Here is a 25,038-nt window from a genome sequence, read left to right as displayed (position 1 = left end):
AGCGGTCACCTTCATTTGTCGAATTGGCATAAAGGGGGAAAGACGGACCCGTGGAAGCAAATCAAAAGATGCAATTATTATTAAGTGACCTTGGGATCACGACCGAGACGGACCTGTTTGATCAGGCCGAACTCTCACGGCTCGTCGTCAACAAGAAGCGACGGACGTGGACGTTTTATTTTTCATTTCCAAAAGTATTGCCATACGACGTGCATCAATTGTTCATGAGTCGATTAGAAAGCCGTTATGCGACGTTCGCGGATGAGGTGTACGCTCGGTTCTCGACAACAGCTGGTGGAAGTGAGCAAGACTATATCGACTATTGGCCGCGAATCGTCAGCGAGTTGAGCCAAGTATCTGGCGCGATGCGCAGTTATTTCGGTTCCGTTTCGCCACGATTCGAGCAGAACAAACTCATGATCCCGGTGCGTTCCGCACCTGAGGCGAGTTATGTGGACAAAGAGCTCTGTCAAGAAGTGCAGGCGCTCTATAGTGCCTATGGGTTCACGAGAAAGCCGTGTCAGGCTCAATTTTCGGAAGACGCTGAGGCGAATCAGGCCCTTCGCGAACAGGTCGTTCAAGAAGATATCGAACAAGCGAAAATGGCACTGGCTGCCCAATTCGCCAAGGCAACAGAAACGAATGACGAACCGATTACAGAAATCCGGATGGGTGCGCTCATTAAAGATGAGATTGTCCCAATCAAGACGATTATCGAGGAAGAACGACGTGTCGCGATTCGTGGGCTCGTCTTCTCGGCAGAACGGAAAGAATTGAAGAGTGGTAAGAAACTATTCACGTTCAAGATGACGGATTACACAGACTCATTGATTGTGAAGGTATTTGCACGCGATGACGATGACGACCGTATGCTTAGTGCCGTCAAAAAAGGGATGTGGATTCAAACGGCCGGTCGGGTCGAAGATGATTCGTTCATGCGCGAACTATGTATGATGGCATCTCAACTTCAAGAAGTGAAAGTAGAACCACCACGTGACGAATGGGAAGGTGAGAAACGCGTCGAACTTCACGCGCATACACAGATGAGCCAAATGGATGCCGTCACAAATGTCTCGTCGCTCGTCGCTCGTGCCGCAAAATGGGGACACCGTGCCATTGCCATTACCGACCATGCTGGAGTTCAGGCGTTCCCGGAAGCCTATTATGCCGGGAAGAAAAATGATATCAAAGTGTTATACGGAGTCGAGGCGAACATCGTCAATGATGGTGTCCCTGTCGCTTATCATGCGACCGATGTGGCATTGGAAGATGCGACATACGTCGTCTTCGACGTCGAGACGACGGGACTTTCTGCCGTCTACAATAAAATCATCGAACTCGCTGGGGTTAAAATCAAGGACGGGGAAATCATTGACCGGTTTGAGGCGTTCGCCGACCCGAAACATGCCTTGTCAGCGACCACGATTGAATTGACTGGGATCACGGATGACATGGTCCAAGGTCAACCGGACCCGGAAGTGATCACGAAACAGTTCGTCGATTGGTGTGGCGACAGCATTCTCGTCGCCCATAACGCGTCATTCGATATGGGCTTCCTTGAGGCGACTCTCCGTAGCGGAGGACATGAACCAGATGATTATCCGGTCATCGATACGCTCGAACTTGCTCGAACGTTGATGCCGACGTTGAAGAATCATCGACTCAATACACTCGCGAAGCGATTCGATATCGAACTGACACAACATCACCGTGCCATTTATGATGCGGAAGCAACAGCATATTTGCTCATGAAGCTACTCGATCTCGCTAAGCAGATGTTCGAGATGACGACACATCGCTCGTTGAACGCGAAAGTCGGGAGTGACGTATCGAAGATTCGTCCGTTTCATGCGACTATCTACGCTAAAAATAAAAAGCCAGGACTTCGTCATTTATATGAGCTCATCTCCTTATCTCACATCGATTACTTGTATCGGATGGCACGCATGCCACGTTCCGAGCTCGTGAAGCGACGGGAAGGACTGTTGATTGGTTCGGCTTGCGATAACGGGGAGATTTTTGACGCCGCCTTGAACAAGTCGGATGATGAACTCGAGAAGATGATGTCGTTTTACGACTTTATCGAGATTCATCCGCCGGCACTCTACCATCATTTAATTGATAAAGAGATTGTGGCGAATGAGTTAGAACTCCGCGAAATCATTAAGCGTATCATTCGCGTCGCCGAGAAGGCCGAGTTACCGGTTTGTGCGACAGGGAATGTGCACCATCTAGATCGGTCCGACCGGTCTTATCGCGAAATTTTGATTCGTACCCAAGGTGGGGCGAACTTTATCAATACGCGTAAAGAATTACCGCATGCGCACTTTCGGACGACGAAAGAAATGATGGAAGAGTTCAAGTTTTTAGGTGACGATTTAGCGCGTGAAATCGTCATCACGAATCCGAATGCGATTGCCGACCAGATTGAGTCGATTCAAATCATCCCGGATGATTTGTATACGCCGAAAATTGAAGGTGCGGATGATGAGGTTCGGAATATGAGCTACGACATGGCTCGCTCCATCTACGGGGACGAGCTGCCTGAGATCGTGGAGGCGCGTCTTGAGAAAGAGCTCAAGTCGATTATCGGTCACGGGTTCGCCGTCATTTACTTGATTTCGCATAAACTCGTTAAAAAATCACTCGATGATGGATATCTGGTCGGTTCGCGGGGGTCGGTCGGGTCGAGTCTCGTCGCAACGATGACGGAGATCACCGAAGTCAACCCGCTACCGCCTCACTACGTCTGTCCGAACTGTCAGCACTCACATTTCTTTAATGACGGATCGGTCGGTTCGGGGTATGACTTGCCAGACAAGGAGTGTCCGGAGTGCGGCACGTGGTACAAAAAAGACGGTCATGATATTCCGTTCGAGACGTTCCTTGGTTTCAAAGGGGACAAAGTACCGGATATCGACTTGAACTTCTCAGGTGAATATCAACCGCATGCCCACGCCTATACAAAAGTACTGTTCGGAGAAGAATACGTCTATCGTGCCGGGACAATCGGAACGATTGCCGACAAGACGGCTTATGGATACGTGAAAGGCTATGCGACCGAGAATGATAAGATTTACCGGAACGCCGAGGTGGACCGTCTTGTGTCCGGGGTCACCGGGGTGAAACGGACGACAGGGCAACACCCAGGGGGGATCATCGTCGTACCGGACTATATGGACATCGCGGATATCTCCCCGATTCAATATCCGGCGGATGACAATTCGTCTGAATGGAAGACGACTCACTTCGACTTCCACTCCATCCATGACAACTTATTGAAACTTGATATTCTCGGGCATGATGACCCGACCGTCATCCGGATGTTACAGGATTTGTCTGGTATCGATCCAAAGACGATTCCGACAGATGACCCGACAGTCATGAAGATTTTTTCTTCACCAGAAGTGCTTGGGGTGACACCAGAACAGATTGAATCGAAAACCGGGACGCTCGGGATTCCAGAATTCGGGACGAAGTTCGTCCGTCAGATGCTTGAAGAGACAAAACCGTCAACTTTCTCGGAACTCGTTCAAATCTCTGGTCTATCCCACGGAACAGACGTCTGGCTCGGGAACGCGAACGAATTGATTTATAACGGGACGTGCGAACTGAAAGATGTCATCGGTTGTCGAGACGACATCATGGTCTATCTGATTTACGCGGGCCTCGAACCATCATTCGCCTTTAAAATCATGGAGTCCGTTCGGAAAGGGAAAGGACTCACGGAAGAGATGGAGTCCGAGATGCGGGAGAATGACGTGCCGGAATGGTATATCTCGTCTTGTAAGAAAATCAAGTACATGTTCCCGAAAGCGCACGCGACTGCCTACGTCTTGATGGCGGTTCGGATTGCATACTTCAAAGTGCATCATCCGATTCTGTACTACGCGACGTACTTTACCGTTCGAGCGGGAGATTTTGACTTGTCCGCAATGATTAAAGGTCCTCAGGCCGTACGGAAGGCGATGTCGGATATCCGAGAAAAAGGGTTCGATGCGACGGCGAAGGATAAAGGACTGCACACGGTCCTTGAACTGGCACTCGAAATGCTCGAGCGGGGTATGAAGTTCCAAAACATCGACTTGTATCGGTCGAGTGCGACAGAGTTCTTGATTGAAGACAATACGCTGATTCCACCGTTCAATGCGGTCGATGGCCTTGGAACGAATGCGGCGAAAGCAATCGTCGAAGCGAGAGAAGAAGGACAGTTCCTTTCGAAAGAAGATTTGCGGAAACGTGCGAAACTTTCGAAAACGGTCATCGAGACACTCGATACGATGAAATGTCTCGAAGGTCTGCCTGATGAGAACCAACTCTCATTCTTTGATTTTGGGGTGTAAGTTGCGAATTATCGGGAAAATATGATATATTGGTATCGAACAAAGTTGGATACTACGACGGAAAGGAGTAGGGAACCCTACTCCTTTCTTGTATGTAAAAGCCAGAAGGAGGGATGAGAGTGTCCAAAATAACAGAAGTCGTTGAATCGATTGCGTTGCCGATCGTAGAACGGGAAAACATGGAATTGGTCGATGTGGAATTCGTTAAGGAAGGTCCAGACTGGTTCTTGCGCGTCTATATCGATAAGCCGGGGGGCGTCGATTTGGACGATTGCGTCAATATCAATGAACAGCTCTCGGAAAAACTAAACGAAACCGATCCGATTGAACAGGCTTATTATCTTGATGTCTCGAGTCCTGGTGCGGAGCGTCCGCTGAAAAAGCCGAGCGATTTTGAACGTGCGGTAGGCAAAAATGTCTACATGAAAACGTTCGCTCCGATCGATGGTGCCAAAGAGTTTGAAGGAATTTTGACGGCATATGATGGGGAAACGGTCGTGATCGAGACACGCATCAAGACAAGAAAAAAAGCGGTATCGCTACCGGTAGACAAAATTGCACAAGCCCGCTTAGCGGTCACGTTTAGTTAAGGAGAGGGAAGAAGATGGGTCCACAATTACTCACTACAATCGATCAGATTGCCAAAGAAAAAGGAATCGACAAAAACATCATTATCGATGCACTCGAACAAGCGCTTATTTCTGCGTATCGTCGCAACGTGGCGAACCCGAACGAGCACGTGAAAGTCGAGTTTGATCAGGTGACGGGGGATATCCGTGTCTATGCACTTTTAGAAGTCGTAGAGCGCCTCACGCAACCGGACCAACAGCTCTCACTCGAAGAAGCACATGAAATCGATCCGAACTATGAGCTCGGTGATTTCCATAAAGAAGAAGTCACTCCGAGTGATTTCGGACGCGTCGCGGCGATGACAGCTAAACAAGTCGTCACACAGAAGATGCGTGAAGCGGAGCGCGAGCGCATCTACAACCACTTCGCTGACAAAGAAGATGAAATCATGACAGGAATCGTGGAGCGTTTTGACCCACGCAATCTGTATATCGGTCTCGAGAACAACATCGAAGCTGTATTGACACCGAATGAACAGATGCCGAACGAGTCATACCAAATCCATGACCGTATCAAAGTATACGTGACAAAAGTAGATTCAACGACAAAAGGTTCAGGTGCTGCGATTCAAGTTTCGCGTACGCACCCGGGACTTTTGCGCCGTTTGTTCGAACTCGAAGTTCCTGAGATTTCAAGCGGGACAGTCGACGTGATGTCAGTATCGCGTGAAGCGGGTGACCGTTCGAAAATCGCTGTACACTCGGATATCGTCGACCCGGTCGGCGCATGCGTCGGACCGAAAGGACAACGTGTTCAAACGATTGTCGACGAATTGAACGGCGAGAAAATTGATATCGTCCGCTGGTCTGAAGACCCGAAAGAGTTCGTTCGTAACGCACTCAGCCCGGCTCAGGTCGTTGCGGTATATGTCAACGAGCCAGCAAAATCGACGACAGTCGTCGTACCGGACTATCAATTGTCACTCGCAATCGGGAAACGTGGTCAAAACGCCCGTCTCGCTGCGAAATTGACAGGATGGAAAATCGATATCAAGAGTGAAACGGATGCCGAAGCACTTGATTTGTTCGATACGTTCGCTGAAAAAGTTGAATCAGAACCAGAAATTGTTCAAAATGAAGTAGAACAAGACTTATCAGATGCTACAGTTGAAACGACTGCGGTGAAAGAAGAGGAATGACCATGAAGCAAAAGAAACTTCCTTTGCGTAAGTGTGTGGTCACACAAGAAATGCTCCCGAAAAAAGAATTGATTCGTGTCGTTCGTACGCCTGAAGGTGACGTGGTCATCGATCAGACGGGTAAAGTGAACGGTCGTGGCGCATACTTATCAAAAGATATCGAAGTCGTCCGTCAAGCAGAGAAAAAACGGACGCTCGACCATCACTTGAAAGTAAAGACGAGCGACGACTTGTATGAACAGTTGAAAGCTGTCGCAGGTGGCGAATCATGAGCCAGTGGGAATCATTGTTAGGCCTTGCTGCTCGAGCGAGGAAAGTAACGATGGGAGAAGAGTTTGTATTAAAGGATGTACGAGCGGGTCGTGCCAAGCTCGTCATTCTAGCCGGAGATGCAGGTGCCTCGACGAAAAAACGAGTCACTGACAAATGTGCGTCTTATCAAGTGCCATTGATTGAAGTGAGCGATCGCTATACAATCGGGGCTGCACTCGGTAAAGACATGCGTGTCGTCGTATCGGTGACAGAATCCGGATTTGCGAACAAGCTTAAGCAACTTCTCTCTTAACTATTAACGGAGGTGGATGCTTTGGGAAAACGCGTCTATGAATTTGCAAAAGAACAGAATGTAACGAGTAAACAAGTCATTACTCAATTAGAAAAATTGAACAAACCGGTGAAAAACCATATGGCCGTCCTCGATGAGGAAACGGTAAAACAATTGGACCGTGTGTTCAATCCTGAAAAATATCGTGCTGAAAAACAAGCGGAAGCGAAAGCGACGTCAACATCGAATGAGCCGAAGCAAGAGAAAAAAGAAGCACAATCGCCACGTCCACAAGCGGGACAACAGAACCGTGGCGGTCAAAACAATCGCGGTGGACAAAATCGTAACGACAACCGAAACAACGACCCACGCAATAAAAAACGTGGAAAAGGGAAAGGCAAAGGCAAGCCGGTAAAAGCGGCTGTGCCACAAGAAGCCGATCCAAACTCGAAGACAAGTCAGCGTAAAGCAGCACGTCTCGCGCAAGAGGCAGAGATGGGCAACGTCATCAAGTATGACGATGTACTCAGCGTGTCTGACCTTGCTTCAAAAATGAATAAAAAGCCAAATGAAATCATCATGAAGTTGATGGGTCTCGGTGTCATGGCAACCATCAACCAAACGCTTGATGATGAAACGATTGAATTACTCGCTGCAGAATTCGGCTTTGAGGTTGAAAAAGAAGTTGTTGTCGATGAGACAGACTTTGAAACAGTTGAGATCGACTTCTCACAATATGACCTTGAAGAACGTCCAGCTGTCGTTACCATCATGGGTCACGTCGACCACGGGAAAACGACACTTCTTGACTCGATTCGTAACACGAAAGTCGTCGCAGGAGAAGCGGGCGGAATCACGCAGCACATCGGTGCTTACCAAGTTGAAGTCAACGATAAGAAAATCACATTCCTCGATACACCAGGTCACGCAGCCTTCACAACGATGCGCGCCCGCGGTGCCGAAGTGACAGATATCGCAATCATCGTCGTTGCGGCTGACGATGGCGTCATGCCACAAACAGAGGAAGCAATCTCGCACGCCAAGGCAGCGAACGTTCCAATCATCGTGGCAGTCAACAAAATGGACAAAGAAGGGGCAAACCCTGACCGTGTCAAACAAGAGTTGACAGAGTTCGGTCTCATCCCTGAAGAGTGGGGCGGCGAAACAATCTTCGTTCCGATTTCTGCCATCAAAGGCGAAGGGATCGATGAATTGCTCGAGATGATTCTCCTCGTATCTGAAGTCGAAGAATATAAATCGACACCAGACATGCCAGCTCGTGGTTCAGTCATCGAGGCGAAACTCGACAAAGGACGTGGACCGGTCGCGACACTTCTCGTTCAACACGGTACACTTCGAATCGGAGACTCAATCGTCGTCGGTAGCACATTCGGTCGTGTCCGTGCGATGGTCAACGATATCGGTCGCCGTGTGAAACAAGTCGGACCATCTACACCGATTGAAATCACTGGTTTGAACGACGTTCCACAAGCGGGTGACCAGTTCATCGTCTTCGAAGATGAGAAGAAAGCACGTGCAATCGGGGAAAAACGTTACCAACGTTACCTTGAGTCACAGCGTCGTGAGTCGGCGAAAGTAAGTCTTGATGATTTGTTCAGCCGCATTCAAGAAGGTGAAGTGAAAGACTTGAACGTCATCATCAAAGCAGACGTTCAAGGGTCAGCCGAAGCATTGGCTGGTTCACTCCGCAAGATTGATGTCGAAGGCGTCAAAGTTAACATCGTTCACCAAGGTGTCGGTGCAATCACGGAAGGTGATGTCATCCTCGCTTCAGCTGCGAATGCTGTCATCATCGGATTCAACGTCCGTCCTGATGGAAACGCACGTTCGATGGCGGAACAAGAGAACGTTGAAATGCGTCTCCACCGCATCATCTACAACGCAATCGAAGAAATCGAGAGCGCGATGAAAGGGATGCTTGACCCAGAGTTCGTGGAAGAAATCACAGGTCAAGTCGAAGTCCGTGACGTCTTCAAAGTTTCGAAAGTCGGTGCGATTGCAGGTTGTTATGTGACAGAAGGTAAAATCACACGTGACGCCGGTGTCCGTGTCATTCGTAACGGAATCGTGATTTACGAAGGTAAACTTGATACGCTTCGTCGTTTCAAAGATGACGTGAAAGAAGTTGCGACTGGTTATGAGTGTGGGATTAAAGTAGAGAAATTTGATGACATCAAAGTAGACGATGTCATTGAAGCGTTCGTCATGAAAGAAGTCGAACGTAAATAATGTGAGGAGGGATCACGTATGAAAATTCGTGCCCAACGTGTTGCCGAGCAAATGCGTAAAGAAATAACAGATGTCTTGTTACGGGAAGTCAGTGACCCGCGTACAAAAAACGCTACGATTACGAGCGTTGATGTGACAGGTGACTTACAGCAAGCAACAGTCTATTATACGGTGCTTGGTGATGAGGAAGATGTGAAAGCAGAAACGCAAGCTGGTCTCGATAAGGCGAAAGGGTTTATCCGTCGCGAAATCGGGAATCGCATCCGTCTTCGTAAAACACCAGAGATCTCGTTTGAATATGATTCTTCAGTCGCATATGGTAGCCATATCGATTCGTTGATTCGTGATTTGAACAAAGATTAATAATTTGAAAGGGGAGACGTCGTTCTCCCTTTTTTATATGGAGGGATGAAATTGGAACCGAACGGAGTGCTCGTACTCGATAAAGATGCTGGCATGACGAGTCATGACTGCGTATTTAAATTACGAAAATTGTTCCAGACGAAAAAGGTCGGTCACACAGGTACGCTTGACCCGGAAGTGACAGGCGTATTGCCCATCTGTTTAGGGCGCGCCACAAAGTTATCGCGTTTTATCACAGATGAAGGGAAGCGTTACGTGGCCGAGGTGACGATTGGTACCGCCACGATGACCGAGGACGCGCATGGCGAGGTCGTCGCGCAGAAGTCAGTCACACCGAACGATTTGGATGCAACCCAGATTGACGAGGCGATGCGCCAATTGACAGGGAGGATTGAACAAATCCCGCCGTACTACTCGGCGGTCAAAGTAAATGGGAAGAAGTTGTACGAGTATGCTCGGAAAGGGCAGACCGTCGAACGACCTCGGCGGACGGTCGAGATTCATCGTCTGGAGCGGACGAGTGAATTGATATTCGAAGCGGACGTCTGTCGATTCCGAATGGAAATCGACTGTGGGAAAGGGACGTATATTCGAACGCTCGCCGTTCAGATTGGGGAGAAACTCGGTTACCCTGCCCATATGAGCGAACTCAGACGGACGAGCTCAGGAACGTTTGATGAAGCGACCGCGGTAACACTCGGAACGCTTCAAACACTTGAAACGGTCGAGGAGCGAATGGCGTATGTCATTCCTCTCGAAGATGTGATCAAACGCTGGCCAATGATCACCATTCCAAAGAATCGGGAACGCTATATTCGCAACGGCGGGAAACTGAACGGCGTTTCGCTCGAATTTGAGTTATTTACTGTCTATAATGAAGAAGGAATCCCTCTTGCTTTATATCGAAGACAAGAAGGAACGACAGACGCTACAGTCGAGGTCATGTTGGCTATCGACTAAGGGGGAATTTGACAGTATGGAAACAAGACATCTCACTTATCCAGAAACACCCGACGTGTATCCGTCCATTATGGTACTCGGTTTCTTCGACGGTGTTCATAAAGGGCATCAAGCTGTAATCAATCATGCCAAACGGGTGGCAGCGGAGCACAACCTGCCGGTGACGGTCGTCACGTTCGATCCTCATCCGAAACAAGTACTCTCCAATAAACCGGATGCGGTCCGCTATATTACACCGCTGTCCCGGAAACTGAAGCGCATCGAAGCGCTCGGGGTAGAGCGTTGCCTCGTCTTGACATTCACAAAAGAATTGGCCAATTTGTCCCCGCAACAGTTTGTCGATGATTATTTGATCGGTGCCGGAGCCGTGCACGTGACAGCTGGTTTTGATTACTCTTATGGAAAGTTTGGAGAAGGGACGATGGAGACACTTCCGTACCATGCGCGTGACCAATTCACGACGACTGTCGTCACAGAGCAGACGATGGATGGGGAAAAAGTGTCATCTACCCGCATCCGTAAACTCTTGGCAGAGGGACAGGTCGATGCCGCACATGAACTCCTCGGTACGCCATACGTGATCTGTGGCGAAGTCATTCACGGTGATGCGAGAGGGCGTACAATCGGTTTCCCGACTGCGAACGTGTTGATGGACGCTTCGTACGTCATGCCACGATTGGGCGTATACGCGACTCGAGTCACGCTACCGGACGGACGGATGTTCCACGCGATGACGAATGTTGGACGTCGTCCGACCTTTTATGAGACGGGATCGGTCTCTGTTGAGAGCCATCTCTTCGACTTCTCCGAGGATTTATATGGACAAGTCATCGAAATCGAGTGGATCCAATATATTCGGAATGAACGCGCGTTCGATGGGTTGGATGCATTGGTCGCTCAACTAAAAGAAGATGAGGTGGCAGCTCGTTCAATCCTATCTTGACTTTCAAGAGCGGGTACGCTATCCTTGTCAAGTACGCAAAGTACACCGCTTCGCTTGGCTGGTCGATTCACCAACGTCGGCTCGGCAACGCGGCAATTTTTCATTAAATGGAGGTGGAGAGGCAATGGCACTCTCAAAAGAACGTAAAAACGAAATTATCGCGGAATTCGCGACAAAACAAGGTGACACAGGTTCACCGGAAGTACAAGTGGCTGTGTTGACTGAACAAATCAACACATTGAACGACCACCTTCGTACACACAAGAAAGACCACCACTCACGTCGCGGTCTCTTGAAAATGGTTGGACGTCGTCGTAACTTGCTTACGTACCTTCGTAACAAGGACGTTACACGTTACCGTGAATTGATTCAACGCCTCGGTCTCCGTCGTTAATCGATTGAGACTGTTTAACGGGCTGGGACAACGTCCTAGTCCGTTTCTTCTTTTTTAAGGAAAATGATTAGACATTCGTTGGAATGAGTTACATAATAAACTAGATAAGGTTTGAGAGGAGAATGTACATGTTAGGTACGAAACAAGTATTCTCTACAGAGTGGGGCGGACGCCCACTGTCTGTAGAGGTCGGCCAACTTGCGAAGCAAGCAAACGGCTCGGCACTCGTGCGTTATGGAGATACGGTTGTCCTTGCGACAGTGACTGCTTCAAAAGCACCAAAGGATTTAGACTTCTTCCCATTGACGGTCAACTATGAGGAGAAACTTTACTCGGTCGGTAAAATCCCAGGTGGTTTCCTTCGCCGTGAAGGTCGCCCGGGTGAAAACGCGATTTTGACATCACGTCTCATCGACCGCCCGATTCGTCCGCTCTTCCCAGACGGATTCCGTCATGACATTCAAGTCATGATTTACGTCATGTCAAACGACCCGGATTGCTCGGCTGAAATGGCGGGTATGCTAGGAACATCGATCGCGCTCTCGATTTCAGATGTACCGTTTGACGGTCCAATCGCTGGCGTGACAGTCGGACGTGTAGACGGTGAATTCGTCATCAACCCGACGACGGCTCAGTTGGAGAAAACGGACCTTGAACTTCAAGTTGCAGGGACATCGACAGCCATCAACATGGTTGAAGCAGGCGCGAACGAAGTGCCTGAGGACATCATGCTCGAGTCGATCTTGTTTGGACATGAAGAAATCAAGCGTTTGATCGCATTCCAACAAGAAATCGTAGAAGCCGTCGGAAAACCTAAATTCGAGTACACGGTCTCGAAATACGATGAGGCGCTTACTGCTGAACTCGAAGCAGCTCGTCCTGAAATCGTAGAAGCGGTTCAAGTGGAAGAGAAACATGCTCGTGACGAAGCCATCAACGAAGTGATTGCGAAATATGTTGCGATGTATGAAGAACGTCTTGTTGACGAGCCATCGAAACTCGGTGAAGTTTCAGGGATTTTGAACAAGTTCGTCAAAGATGAAGTCCGTCGTTTGATCACGGTCGAAAAAGTCCGCCCAGACGGACGTCGTCCAGACGTGATTCGTCCGCTCGCGTCAGAAGTCGGATTACTCCCACGCGCACACGGTGTCGGTCTCTTCACACGTGGTCAAACACAGGTCATGTCGGTCGCGACTCTCGGTGTCATCGGTGATGCGCAAATCATCGACGGAATCGGTCTAGAAGAGAACAAACGCTTCATGCACCACTATAACTTCCCGCCGTTCTCAGTCGGTGAAGCACGTCCTGTCCGTGCACCAGGTCGTCGTGAAATCGGTCACGGGGCACTCGGTGAACGTGCACTTCTTCCAATTATTCCGAAAGAAGCAGACTTCCCGTATACGATTCGTCTCGTTTCAGAAGTACTCGAATCAAACGGTTCAAGTTCACAAGCTTCGATTTGTGGGTCGACACTCGCATTGATGGATGCAGGTGTGCCAATCAAAGCGCCAGTCGCTGGGATTGCCATGGGTCTTATCATGGAAGGTGAGCATTACACGGTCTTGACAGATATTCAAGGACTTGAAGACCACCTTGGGGATATGGACTTCAAAGTAGCTGGAACGAAAGACGGGATCACTGCCCTTCAAATGGATATCAAGATTGCCGGAATCACGCGTGAAATTCTAGAAGAAGCGCTTGAACAGGCACGTGTCGGTCGTTTGCACATTCTTGACCACATGCTTGAGACGTTGGATACACCACGTACACAATTGTCGAAATACGCACCGAAGATTGTGACGATGACAATCAATCCGGATAAAATCCGCGACGTCATCGGACCAGGTGGGAAGATGATCAACAGCATCATCGACCAAACGGGCGTCAAGATCGACATCGAACAAGATGGTACGGTCTTCATCGCCTCGACGGACCAAGAAGGAATCGATCTTGCCATGTCTATGATCGGTGACATTGTCCGTGAAGTCGTCGTCGGTGAAGTATACGATGCTACCGTACGTCGCATCGAGAAATTCGGCGCATTCGTCGAGTTATTCAAAGGGAAAGATGCGCTCGTACACGTATCCGAATTCAGCCTTGAGCGTGTCGCAAACGTCGAGGATGTTGTGAAGCTTGGCGATTCGATTCAAGTCAAAGTAACTGAAATCGATGACAAAGGTCGTGTCAACGCATCACGAAAAGCGCTCATCTTAGAAGGATTGTCTCCTGAAGAGCGTGAGGCATACGAAGCGAAACGGAAGGCAGCACGTGAAAGCCGTCCACCTCGCGAAAGCCGTCCGCCACGTCGTGACGGGGACCGTCGTCCACCGCGCTCGACAAATTAATTATTCTGGCCATCGTCTTGGTGCGATGGCCTTTTTCATAGGAGTGAGAATATGGAATGGATGACATTAGAGAACGGTGTCCGAATCATCATCGAACCAATCGATGGTTCACTCAGCACCTCAACCGGGGTATTCATTAAAGCCGGAACACGTACAGAAACTTTTGAGAACATCGGCATCAGCCATTTGATTGAACATATGCTGTTCAAAGGGACCGCATCGAAAAGCGCGAAAGAGATTGCTTCCTTTTTCGATGAGCTCGGTGGAAGCGTCAACGCCTTCACCTCGAAAGACCATACATGCTTTTATGTGAAGACGCTCGATGAACACGCGGTCATGGCGCTCGACGTCCTGACAGATATGCTGTTTGAGTCGGTGCTCGATGCACAGGAGTTGGAAAAAGAAAAGCGTGTCGTTGTGGAAGAGATTAAAATGTATGAGGACACGCCGGAAGATCTCGTTCACGAACTATTGGCCATTGCGGCGTATCGTGACGATATCCTCGCCCAACCGATTTTAGGGACGGAGGAGAGTGTCAATCGATTGACACGTGACCAGCTCGTCGAATACTTACAGGAACAGTATACGGCCGAGCAGATTGTCGTCTCAATCGCAGGTCATGTTTCTGAAGAATTGATTGAGGCGGTAAAACGTAGGTTTGCCCACATCCCTTCTAGGGAATCGTCGAAAGAAATCAATCAACCGGAACTGTTCCATGACACATTGACGAAACAAAAGGAAACGGAGCAAGCCCACCTCTGCTGGAACTACGAAGCGATTCCCGCGACGGACGACCGTTTGCCTCATTTGTCATTGATGAACAACGCAATCGGCGCGACGATGTCTTCGCGCTTATTCCAGTCCATCCGTGAAGAAGAGGGCTTGGCTTATTCCATTTACTCCTATTACACGACTTTTTCCGATCACGGTACGTTTACTATTTACGTCGGTACGTCGCCGGATACGTTGGAACAAGTCGAAGTCATCCTTGAGAGAGAGATGAAGCGACTTGTCGCCGACGGTTTGACTGCTGAGGAAGTAGACAAAGGCAAGCGACAATTGAAAGGGTCGATCGCCCTCGGGAATGAAAGTTCGAGCGCCCGTATGAACCGAAACGGACGGAACTTGCTACTTCTCGATGAAGTCGAGCCGATTGAACAAGTGATTGAGAAAGTAGAACGGATTGAACGCGATGAGGTCAATGCATTGATTCGTGAGGTGTTGAACCATCGCCCGGCGAAGTCATATGTCCTCCCAAACGAAGCGTGACTTGAAACCGAATTGTAAGTTCTCTACACTGATTAAGAGGTATTCTTTAGTTTGGATAGGATACAGGTGAAAGAAGGGAAAGACTTGAACTTAACGGATTTAGTGAAGACGATACAACTAATTAATCAACCAAATCTAGAAGGCATCGTCGTGACGCATGTGACGACGGACTCGCGAGAAGTTGTGCCGGGAACGCTGTTTGTCGCCATCAAAGGCTATACGGTCGATGGGCATGAATATGCGGCACAAGCGGTAGCGCGAGGCGCGGTGGCAGTCGTTAGCGAACGACCGCTCGACCTGTCAGTGCCAAACTTGATTGTGCGTGACAGCTCGCGTTCAATCGGGTTGTTGGCTTCGGCCTTTTATGCGTATCCATCTGAACAGATGCGACTGTTCGGGATCACGGGAACGAATGGGAAAACGACGACGACGACGATTTTACGAGACGTCCTCGATGTCCTCGGTCATTCGACCGGTTTGATTGGGACCGTTGAAGTACGCATCAACGATAAAATCATTCCAAGTAAAAATACGACGCCTCAAAGTTCAGAACTTCAACAGTTGTTGGCACAAATGCGTGATGAGGGCGTGACGGACGTGATGATGGAAGTGTCCTCACACGGTCTTGAGCTCGGACGTGTCATCGGAACTGATTTTGACATCGTGGGCTTCACGAACTTGACACACGATCACCTAGATTTTCATGGAACGTTTGAAAACTATGCACGTGCAAAAGGGTTATTGTTCGCTCATCTCGGTCAAATGGCCTCACGTGGAAAAGTAGCCGTCTTGAACGCAGACGATGCACAAACGCCTCTTTATGAGACGATGACCGGTGCGAAAGTAATAACATATGGAATTGATGCGCAAGCAGACTTGATGGCAACGGACATTGAACAGACGTTGTCTCAGACCAGCTTTACATTGAATTACCAAGGCGCAAAACTTCCGGTAACGGTCCAGTTCATCGGTCGTTTCAACGTGTACAATCTATTGTTGGCGACGGGTTGTCTTCTCGCTGCCGGTTACTCGCTTGAGCGAATTGCAAAAGCACTTGAGATGATTCATCCGGCCAAGGGACGGATGCAACGTTTAGACGTCCCAGGTTACAACGTATATGCGGACTATGCTCATACACCGGATGGCATCGAACAGTGTCTGAAGTCGCTCGTCGGCGTACCAAAAGAAAAGATTATCTTTTTGATTGGGACAGGTGGAAACCGTGACGTCACAAAACGTCCGGCAATGGGCGAGATGGCTTCGTCCTATGCCGGTACCGTCATCATCACGACAGATGATCCACGATTCGAAGCGTATGAGTCCATTACAAAAGGGATTGCGGCCGGGATGACCCATGACAACTTTGTTGAAATCGGGGATCGAGAAGAAGCGGTCCGTTATGCGGCCCGTTTAGCGAAACCGGACAACATCATCGTGCTAGCAGGAAAAGGGCACGAGAAGTATCAAATTATCGGAAATGAAAAATTGCCGCTCGATGAAGAGGCGATTGTTCGAGCGACCATTTTGAATACGGAGGAAGCATGATTTATGGCAGTACAACCAATTACGTTGACAGAAAAAGAGCATGACGACTTCGTCAAAACACACGACCGTGGGGATTTGTTGCAACTATCGAGTTGGGGAGATGTGAAGCGCCAAAATGGTTGGACTTCAGAACGTGTCGCGGTCGCGCGAGACGGCGTGACGTCCGGTGTCGCTTTACTTTTATTCAAACGTGTCCCGAAATTACCATACACACTGTGCTATGCCCCACGCGGGTTTGTCGTGGACTACGACGACTTGGCATCGCTACAGGCGCTCGTGAAAGAAGCGACACGTGTCGCGACGGCACATAAGGCCATCGTCGTAAAAATCGATCCAAACATCGACCGCGATGAATTGCCAGGACTATTGACCGAAATGGCTGCCATCGGGTTTAAACATAAGGGATATGGCGGTGGATTTGACTACGCCCAACCTCGTTTTACAATGGAAACGGATTTGCGCCCGAGCGAAAAAGATATTTTTGCGAAATTCCATCATAAATTCCGCTATAACGTCCGTCTCGCGGAGAAAAAAGGAATCGTCTGCAAAGAGGTCGGTCGTGACGGACTCAAAACGTTCGCCGATTTGATGAAAGTGACAGGGGAACGTGACGGATTCGCTACGCGAGGGCTCGATTATTTTGAGAACCTATACGATTGTCTGCAACCGAACGATGCCCGTCTCTTCTTGACAACGCTCGAACCGAAAATCGCACTCGAACAGCAACAGGCGACGCTAGAAAAAGCGAAGAAAGAGTTGGCGAAGATTGAACGGGGCCTTGAGAAAGAAACGATTGAAAAGAAACGTAACAGCCTTTTGAACCGCAAGGAACAGACGGAGGCACAAATTCAAAAAGCGGAGCAAGCCCTCCCTGAGCTGGTCGAACTTGATCAGACCTATCCGAACGGGCTCGTCTTATCAGGTGGTCTGTTGACACTCGCAGGACGGCGCTCTTATTACTTATACGGAGCCTCGTCAAATGAATTCCGTGAATTTATGCCGAACCACTTGATGCAATGGACGATGATGCAGGCGGCCAAAGCGAGTGGCGCCGAGCGATACGACTTCGGCGGGGTATCAGGAAGTACGGACCCGGATGATGAATATGCTGGTCTTTACGCATTCAAATCGGGATGGGGAAGCGACATGATTGAAAAGGTCGGGGAATTTGACCTCGTTTTGAATCGTCCTTTGTATATGGCACTCGAAAAAGGGTTGCCACTCTTAAAAGGACTGCGTAAACGGTTAAGAAGATGAGATGGACAGGCGTGTTATCTCTTGCGATGGTCGCCTTTCTGATTGGCATTACGCTCGCTTACTTTTATATGCAACCGGAACCGGTGCCTTGGGTAGACGAGCCGACGTTCGAAGCGGATATGTGTGTGCGGGACGTGGAGAAAGAGGATGCGATCTTGGCAAGGACGAAGATTGATTTTGACCGGTTGCATCCGTTAGTCGCCAATCGAGGAGAATCGTTCATTCGATTAGCCCATTCTTGTCTAGACCTCGAAGTGCGCCTCACTTCAGGATACCGTTCTGCCAAGGAACAGAATGCGCTTTATGCGCAAGGGCGGTCTGAACCCGGGCAAGTAGTGACCAATGCGAAGGCGGGTCAGAGCTATCATAACTACGGTCTTGCTGTCGATTTCGTTATCATCCATAACAACAAGACCGACTATGACCTTAATACGGATCGTAATCGGAATGACATTCCTGACTGGCAAGAACTAGGGGAGTTAGGAAAGGCGCTCGGCTTTGAATGGGGCGGAGACTGGAACTCATTCCCGGACTATCCTCACCTCCAAATGGACTTCGGCTTGTCGATTCGTCAACTTGTTGCAGGGAAACGACCTGACGAAAAAGAGACGGCACCGCTTGCTGATGCACTAAAACCTCTATTAGATTAGACGGAAATGTTGGCAATGAAGCCGTTTTCCGCTACAATATTCAGTAGCGATAAGGGGACGAAACAGAATATGAATCATTTAGGAGGTTTTTGTTAGTGTCAAAAAAGAAGACAGAGAATATTAGCGTCTTTGCGCTTGGAGGCGTAGGCGAAATCGGGAAGAACATGTACGTCGTGGAACTAGACGACGACATCTTCGTCATCGATGCCGGTCTAATGTTTCCAGGCGATGAGATGCTCGGGATTGATATCGTCATCCCAGACATCACATACTTAAAAGAAAATAAAGATCGTGTACGGGCGATTTTCATCACCCATGGTCACGAAGACCATATCGGTGGACTCAGCTACGTCTTACGCGACTTGAAGCACGTCCCAGTATACGGGACGAAATTGACCCTCGGGTTGATTGAATTGAAATTAAAAGAGGCCGGTTTGTTGAAAGAAGTCGACCTTCGCATGATTGATGCCAAAACGAAATTGACTATCGCTGATCATTTCATCACGTTTTTCCGCGTCAATCACTCGATTCCCGACTGTGTCGGCGTCTGTATTCAAACGTCTCAAGGTGCGATCGTCCATACCGGAGATTTCAAGTTTGATTACACGCCTGTCGATGGTAAACAATCCGACTTCAATAAGTTAGCGGCAATCGGACAACGTGGTGTACTTGCACTTCTTTCCGACTCGACGAACGCCGAGCGACCGGGGCAAACCGGTTCAGAGTCAATCGTCGGAGCTGAATTGAACGATGTCATTTATCAAGCGGAAGGTCGGGTTATCGTGGCATCATTCGCCTCGAACGTCCATCGCTTGCAACAAGTATTTGCAGCAGCGGAAGCGAATGATCGTAAAGTCGCGGTCGTCGGTCGTAGTATGGTCAACATCGTCGAAGTTGCGCAAAAATTAAACTACTTGCGCTTCAAGGCGAAGACTCTCGTTGAGTTGTCGCAAGTAAACCGTCTACCGGATAATAAAGTCGTCATTTTAACGACAGGTTCGCAAGGAGAGCCGATGGCGGCATTGACTCGTATGGCTCGTAATGCCCACAAGCAAGTCAACATTCGATTGAATGACACGGTCGTCATCGCGGCGACACCGATTCCAGGGAATGAGAAGTCCGTTTCTAAAACGATTGATTTGTTGTTCCGTTCGGGTGCGAACGTCATTTATAATCAGCGAAAAGTCCACGTATCTGGACACGGATCGGCAGAAGAATTGAAGCTGATGCTCAACCTCGTTAAACCGAAGTACTTCTTACCGATTCACGGGGAATACCGGATGCAGATGGCACACTCGAAACTCGCAGAACAAGTGGGTGTCAAACCGAACAACATCTTCATCGTTGAAAAAGGTGACGTCGTTGAGTTCACGGGTCGAAAAGCCCGCATGAGCCGAAAAGTCCCTGCAGGTAACGTCTTGATTGACGGAATCGGCGTCGGGGACGTTGGAAACATCGTCTTACGGGACCGTCGTTTGTTGTCACAGGATGGGGTTGTCCTTTGCGTGGTCACGTTGAATCGGAAACAGAAGAAATTGATTTCAGGACCTGAACTCATCTCACGTGGTTTCGTATATATGCGTGAATCGGAGGAGATGATTTCAGAGGCAAACCGTATTGTCACGAAACAGATTGAAAAGAGTCTGCAGGCTGGCAGTGATTGGACCGAATTGAAATCAAATATCCGCGAGCGACTGAGCGTCTTCTTATTCGAGCAGACGAAACGTCGTCCGATGATCTTGCCGATCATCATGGAGATTTAATGGAATGAGAGTGAGGCAAAAGTCATCTGACTTTTGCCTTCTTTTTTTAGGAGGAACTGATGTGGCTCAAAAAACAAGAAAGACTCCCGTAAAGCGAAAGCGCCCAGCGACGCGAAATACGAGGAACCGTAAAAAACAACCGATTGCGCCACGTACATATGGGTGGGGCTTCTTTGTCCTCGCCATCGTCGCATTCGTATTTGCCTTTTTTGATTTAGGGTGGATCGGTAAACAGTTATCTGATTTATCCGTCTATCTTTTTGGAGGATGGGGTGCGCTCACTTACTTGATGATGGCTGTGTGGTTATGGATTGTTCTCACTCCGATGAAACCGATGCGACGAGCGGGATTATTCGCAATGCTCGCCTCATTCTTACTATTCGGGGACTTACTTTGGGGAGAGGCAAGGGGCGGCATCAATGCCACTTTCTATAACTTGAACCAATATTTATTCTCAGACTTCGGGATTGTCTTTTTAGGGATCGTCTGCTTCCTCGTCGGTGTCTCGTTTTATGCCCCGACTATTTGGGGGACACTCTTTCATCGCATGCAGGAATCCGTCACAGCAGTCAGAAACGAATGGCGAGCCAGACCGAAAGTGGAGAAGCAGCAAGAGGCGAAACGAACGCGCAAGACCTCACCTCGTTCAAAATTAACGGAAGCGCAATCGGACCCGGAAGTAGAGTCAGATGTGGTCACGATGCAAGACATTCCAATCGTCGGGTTTAGTGAGAAAGTCGTAGCAGAAAAAAGAGAGACGGAAGATCAACTTCGAACGGATTCTTCGGAAGTCGATTCCACAATCACGACCGAGGAGATGATGATGACTGCGGCCCAAGATGTCTCGGATACATACGAGCTTCCGCCATTCTCGAATTTGAAAGAGCCCGTCATTACGGATTTGTCTGGTGAGAATGCACGATTGAAAGAAAATGCATCCAAACTTGTAAAGACGCTTAAGTCATTCGGGGTCGGTGTCAAAGTGTTAAAGATTCACCTTGGTCCAACCGTCACAAAATATGAACTACAACCGGATATCGGTGTGAAAGTCAGTCGCATCACCTCATTAAGTGATGATTTGGCATTGGCGCTCGCTGCAAAAGATATTCGGATTGAAGCTCCGATTCCGGGTAAAGCCGCTATTGGTATTGAAGTGCCGAACCAGGAGGTCGCACCGGTATGCTTACGTGAAGTACTGGAAGCGGAGCCGGTGAAACAAGATGGCTCGAAGTTGCTCGTCGCACTCGGTCGGAGTATCAGTGGCGAGACGGTTGGGATTTCTCTCAATAAAATGCCGCATTTGCTTGTTGCAGGTTCGACAGGGTCAGGTAAATCTGTCTGTATCAACGGCATGATCGTGTCACTCTTGATGCGTTCTCGTCCGGATGAGGTCCGACTCATGATGATTGATCCGAAGATGGTCGAGTTGAACGTCTATAACGGAGTGCCACACCTGTTGACACCGGTCGTCACGGATCCGAAAAAAGCCGCCCAGGCACTGAAGCAGGTCGTCGCAGAAATGGAACGGCGGTATGAACTGTTTAGTCGATATGGAGTTCGCAATATCGAAGGGTACAATGAACTCGTCGATCAGTCGGATGACGAGGATGCGAAACGTTTACCGTTCATCGTTGTAATCGTCGATGAATTGGCGGACTTGATGATGGTGGCATCAAATGATGTCGAAGATGCCATCATGCGACTTGCACAAATGGCACGGGCTGCGGGTATTCATATGGTCCTCGCGACACAGCGCCCATCTGTCGACGTCATCACAGGAGTCATCAAGGCGAACATTCCGTCCCGCATCGCCTTTGCCGTCTCTTCTCAAACCGATTCAAGGACCATCCTTGATGGTGGGGGGGCGGAAAAGTTGCTTGGACGCGGTGACATGTTGATGCTTGCAAACGGAATGAACAAGCCGGTCCGTGTACAAGGTGCATTCGTCTCCGATCAAGAAGTCGAGACGGTCGTCAATCATGTTATCGCGCAACAACGTGCGCAATATGTGGAAGCGATGATGCCAAAAGAAGAGGAAGTGACGACGATTGATTCGGATGATTCATTGTTCGGAGAAGTCGTGCAATTCGTCATGACACAAGAAACGGCATCAACTTCGATGATTCAACGCAGATTCCGAATCGGGTATAATCGTGCCGCCCGTTTGATTGACTCACTTGAGGAAGCGGGGTATGTCGGTCCATCAGAAGGTTCGAAACCGAGGAAAGTACTCATTCAAGAACAAACAGAATAATAATAAAAAACGAACGATAATATATCAGTATATATAATCGTTCGTTTTTTTATGCCATTTATACGATATAGAAATATTCGCTCTATCCTTAGATGTTCGCTATAATATAAATGTAATATAGCACATATGTCCTATATACTTAATTGGTACATACTTTTAAAAACTACTGAAACGCTTACATTTTTTAATAACGTTTACATTTTACAAAAGTTTTTCAATGGGGATGAAAATGAGTAAATTGGACTCAAAGGTACGGTTCGGCATGTTCCGAAAAAATATTTCCCTGATTCCGAACAAAAACTATTGCGTTCTAATTCTCGAATCCCTATACTTAATATTGGCAAGGACATTCATACGTCAGATGTCTGAGCACTGGTAAGTAAATTAAAGGTGGTGAGGCCAATGTCGATTAAGCTCGATCATCGATTGCTCTATCTTCGAGTGATTGAGAAAATTAAGCAAGATATCGACGCTGGTGTCTATCGTGAAGGGGAGAAGTTACCTTCAGAATTTGAACTTTCGAAGCAACTTGGAGTCAGTCGAGCGACACTTCGCGAAGCGCTCCGGATTCTCGAAGATGAGAAATTTGTCGTGCGAAAGCATGGGGTAGGAACATTTATCAGTTCTAAACCGCCATTCACGTCAGGAATTGAGGAATTGTTCAGTGTCACTGACATGATCACACGAGCGAAGATGACACCGGGAACGAAAGTATTGGTGGCCGAGAAAGTGTTGGCAACAGAGAGAGAAGCCGAGCGTCTCAAGATTGAGCCGAACTCACCGATTTATCGAATTGTACGAATTCGATATGCGGACGATACACCGGTTGTGTATTGTGTCGATAAAGTGCCGGCCCATCTCGTCTCGAATCCTGAGGCATTGACTGAAGGGAAATCTTTGTTTGATTCTCTCGAAAAAGAGGTAGGACGTCGAGTCGCTTATGCGATCACGCACATCGAACCGAGTGTCAGCGCTGAAATCTCGTCACAACTTCAGACGGACCAACCGTTACTCGCTTTAAAACAATTGCATTATGATGAGAGTGATTTACCATTACTCGATTCGGCCAACTTTTTCCGTGCTGATCGATTCGACTTCCATGTCGTACGTAAACGAGTTTAAACGAGCAGTTTCTGGACGGAAGAGTTATTTTTGGGGAATAGCGTGAAAGCGCTTTCTTATACCGGTGTAAAGACTACTGATAACATGACAACAAAAATTGTTATGAACCGAAAGGGGAAACACGACGATGATGAACAAAAAGAAAACGATTCTCTCAGCTTTAGCAGCAGGACTCACACTCTCTACAGTACTCGCAGCATGCGGTGGAGATGACAACGAAGGCTCATCTTCAAACGGTGAAGGCGGAGAAGGTAGCGACTTCAAAGTTGCAATGGTCACGGATACTGGTGGTGTTGATGACAAGTCATTCAACCAATCAGCTTGGGAAGGTTTGAAAAAGTTTGGTGAAGAAAATAGCTTAACTGAAAACGAAGGATACAAATATCTTCAATCAGCAAAACAAGCAGACTATCAGCCTAACTTGCAACAATTGGCACGTGATCAATTTGATTTGATCTACGGAATCGGTTTCTTGATGGCAGAGGATATTGGAAAAGTTGCAAAACAATTCCCTGATAACAACTTTGCAATCGTTGACTCGGTTGTAGATGAACCGAACGTTGCTTCAATCACGTTTAAGGAACAAGAAGGTTCATTCCTCGTAGGTGTAGTAGCTGGTCTTACAACGACGACTGATAAAGTTGGTTTCATCGGTGGAGTAGAATCAGACTTGATCAAGAAGTTTGAAAATGGATTTAAAGCTGGTGTCATGGCTGTAAACCCTGATGCGACAATCGACGTAAAATATGCTGAAGACTTCAACTCAGCTGAAAAAGGAACTGCAATTGCGTCAGGTATGTATGGATCAGGATCTGATATCATCTATCATGCAGCTGGTGGTACAGGTGTAGGTGTATTCACTGAAGCGAAAAACCGTAAGAAAAACGGTGAAGAAGTTTGGGTCATCGGGGTTGACCGTGACCAGTACGAAGAAGGTCTTCCAGAGAACGTTACTCTTACGTCAATGGTTAAACGTGTAGATACAGCGACACTCGAAGTGTCGAAAATGGCAATGGACGGTAAGTTCCCAGCTGGTGAAGTGGTTGAATTCTCACTTAAAGATGAAGGTGTAGGAATCGCACCAACTTCTGAAGAAAACGTTGCTGCAGACGTGCTCACTAAAGTTGATGAGTATCGTCAACAAATCATCGATGGTGATGTTGTTGCACCAGCAACTGACGCTGAGTTCGAAGAGTTCATGAAAAACGTAAAATAATTTGTTTGAGTTGAGGGGGGACCCATGTGGTCTCCCTTTACTTAAAGTTAGG

At 48.3% G+C, this 25,038-nt stretch carries 19 protein-coding genes; all 19 read left to right on the top strand.

Annotated features, from left to right (window positions below):
- Positions 1–50 precede the first annotated feature (50 nt).
- The 19 genes from KNO69_RS07860 (at position 51) to KNO69_RS07770 (ending at position 24,986) form a co-directional block, all read left to right on the top strand.
- Positions 51–4,343: a PolC-type DNA polymerase III gene (locus KNO69_RS07860; protein WP_214817253.1), complete on the top strand. Its 4,293-nt coding sequence runs from the start codon at positions 51–53 to the stop codon at positions 4,341–4,343.
- 119 nt (positions 4,344–4,462) lie between these two features.
- Positions 4,463–4,933 carry a ribosome maturation factor RimP gene (gene rimP / locus KNO69_RS07855; RefSeq protein ID WP_015881425.1) on the top strand — a complete coding sequence of 157 codons (471 nt, stop codon included), beginning with the start codon at positions 4,463–4,465 and terminating at the stop codon, positions 4,931–4,933.
- Between the two features lie 14 nt (positions 4,934–4,947).
- On the top strand, positions 4,948–6,111 hold the full coding sequence (gene nusA / locus KNO69_RS07850; protein ID WP_214817250.1) for a transcription termination factor NusA: 1,164 nt from the start codon (positions 4,948–4,950) through the stop codon (positions 6,109–6,111).
- Positions 6,108–6,383 (top strand): RNase P modulator RnpM, encoded by a 276-nt coding sequence (gene rnpM / locus KNO69_RS07845; protein ID WP_193343251.1) that lies wholly within the window; start codon positions 6,108–6,110, stop codon positions 6,381–6,383. Before nusA ends, rnpM begins: the two co-directional genes overlap by 4 nt.
- A complete protein-coding gene (locus KNO69_RS07840) occupies positions 6,380–6,676 on the top strand; it encodes a YlxQ family RNA-binding protein (RefSeq protein ID WP_015881428.1) in 297 nt (98 codons plus the stop codon). The genes rnpM and KNO69_RS07840 overlap by 4 nt, the downstream gene beginning before the upstream one ends.
- Before the next feature lie 21 nt (positions 6,677–6,697).
- Positions 6,698–8,905 carry a translation initiation factor IF-2 gene (infB, locus tag KNO69_RS07835; RefSeq protein ID WP_214817248.1) on the top strand — a complete coding sequence of 736 codons (2,208 nt, stop codon included), beginning with the start codon at positions 6,698–6,700 and terminating at the stop codon, positions 8,903–8,905.
- 18 nt (positions 8,906–8,923) lie between these two features.
- On the top strand, positions 8,924–9,268 hold the full coding sequence (gene rbfA / locus KNO69_RS07830; RefSeq protein WP_159562106.1) for a 30S ribosome-binding factor RbfA: 345 nt from the start codon (positions 8,924–8,926) through the stop codon (positions 9,266–9,268).
- Positions 9,269–9,313: 45 nt separating this feature from the next.
- Complete coding sequence (gene truB / locus KNO69_RS07825; protein ID WP_251124888.1) at positions 9,314–10,228, top strand: tRNA pseudouridine(55) synthase TruB; 915 nt, start codon at positions 9,314–9,316, stop codon at positions 10,226–10,228.
- Positions 10,229–10,244: 16 nt separating this feature from the next.
- On the top strand, positions 10,245–11,171 hold the full coding sequence (locus KNO69_RS07820) for a bifunctional riboflavin kinase/FAD synthetase (protein ID WP_214817244.1): 927 nt from the start codon (positions 10,245–10,247) through the stop codon (positions 11,169–11,171).
- Positions 11,172–11,295: 124 nt separating this feature from the next.
- Positions 11,296–11,565 carry a 30S ribosomal protein S15 gene (gene rpsO, locus KNO69_RS07815; RefSeq protein WP_074037213.1) on the top strand — a complete coding sequence of 90 codons (270 nt, stop codon included), beginning with the start codon at positions 11,296–11,298 and terminating at the stop codon, positions 11,563–11,565.
- A gap of 128 nt (positions 11,566–11,693) precedes the next feature.
- Positions 11,694–13,910, top strand: a complete 2,217-nt coding sequence (gene pnp, locus KNO69_RS07810; protein ID WP_214817242.1) for a polyribonucleotide nucleotidyltransferase — start codon at positions 11,694–11,696, stop codon at positions 13,908–13,910.
- Positions 13,911–13,961: 51 nt separating this feature from the next.
- Positions 13,962–15,179: a M16 family metallopeptidase gene (locus tag KNO69_RS07805; RefSeq protein ID WP_214817240.1), complete on the top strand. Its 1,218-nt coding sequence runs from the start codon at positions 13,962–13,964 to the stop codon at positions 15,177–15,179.
- 51 nt (positions 15,180–15,230) lie between these two features.
- Positions 15,231–16,724 (top strand): UDP-N-acetylmuramoyl-L-alanyl-D-glutamate--2,6-diaminopimelate ligase, encoded by a 1,494-nt coding sequence (locus KNO69_RS07800; RefSeq protein WP_251124887.1) that lies wholly within the window; start codon positions 15,231–15,233, stop codon positions 16,722–16,724.
- Positions 16,725–16,727: 3 nt separating this feature from the next.
- Positions 16,728–17,981 carry a lipid II:glycine glycyltransferase FemX gene (locus KNO69_RS07795; protein WP_015881437.1) on the top strand — a complete coding sequence of 418 codons (1,254 nt, stop codon included), beginning with the start codon at positions 16,728–16,730 and terminating at the stop codon, positions 17,979–17,981.
- Positions 17,978–18,631, top strand: coding sequence for a M15 family metallopeptidase (locus KNO69_RS07790; protein WP_015881438.1), 654 nt, complete (start codon positions 17,978–17,980; stop codon positions 18,629–18,631). Before KNO69_RS07795 ends, KNO69_RS07790 begins: the two co-directional genes overlap by 4 nt.
- Positions 18,632–18,726: 95 nt before the next feature.
- Positions 18,727–20,394: a ribonuclease J gene (locus KNO69_RS07785; RefSeq protein WP_015881439.1), complete on the top strand. Its 1,668-nt coding sequence runs from the start codon at positions 18,727–18,729 to the stop codon at positions 20,392–20,394.
- A 61-nt stretch (positions 20,395–20,455) separates the two neighbouring features.
- Positions 20,456–22,648, top strand: a complete 2,193-nt coding sequence (locus KNO69_RS07780) for an FtsK/SpoIIIE family DNA translocase (protein WP_214817237.1) — start codon at positions 20,456–20,458, stop codon at positions 22,646–22,648.
- 402 nt (positions 22,649–23,050) lie between these two features.
- Positions 23,051–23,770 (top strand): GntR family transcriptional regulator, encoded by a 720-nt coding sequence (locus KNO69_RS07775; RefSeq protein ID WP_078146731.1) that lies wholly within the window; start codon positions 23,051–23,053, stop codon positions 23,768–23,770.
- 130 nt (positions 23,771–23,900) lie between these two features.
- Complete coding sequence (locus KNO69_RS07770) at positions 23,901–24,986, top strand: BMP family lipoprotein (protein WP_214817868.1); 1,086 nt, start codon at positions 23,901–23,903, stop codon at positions 24,984–24,986.
- Positions 24,987–25,038: the final 52 nt, after the last annotated feature.

The organism is Exiguobacterium sp. s131, from assembly GCF_018617345.1.
Classification (GTDB): domain Bacteria; phylum Bacillota; class Bacilli; order Exiguobacteriales; family Exiguobacteriaceae; genus Exiguobacterium; species Exiguobacterium profundum.
This window is presented reverse-complemented; position numbering and strand designations above follow the sequence as displayed.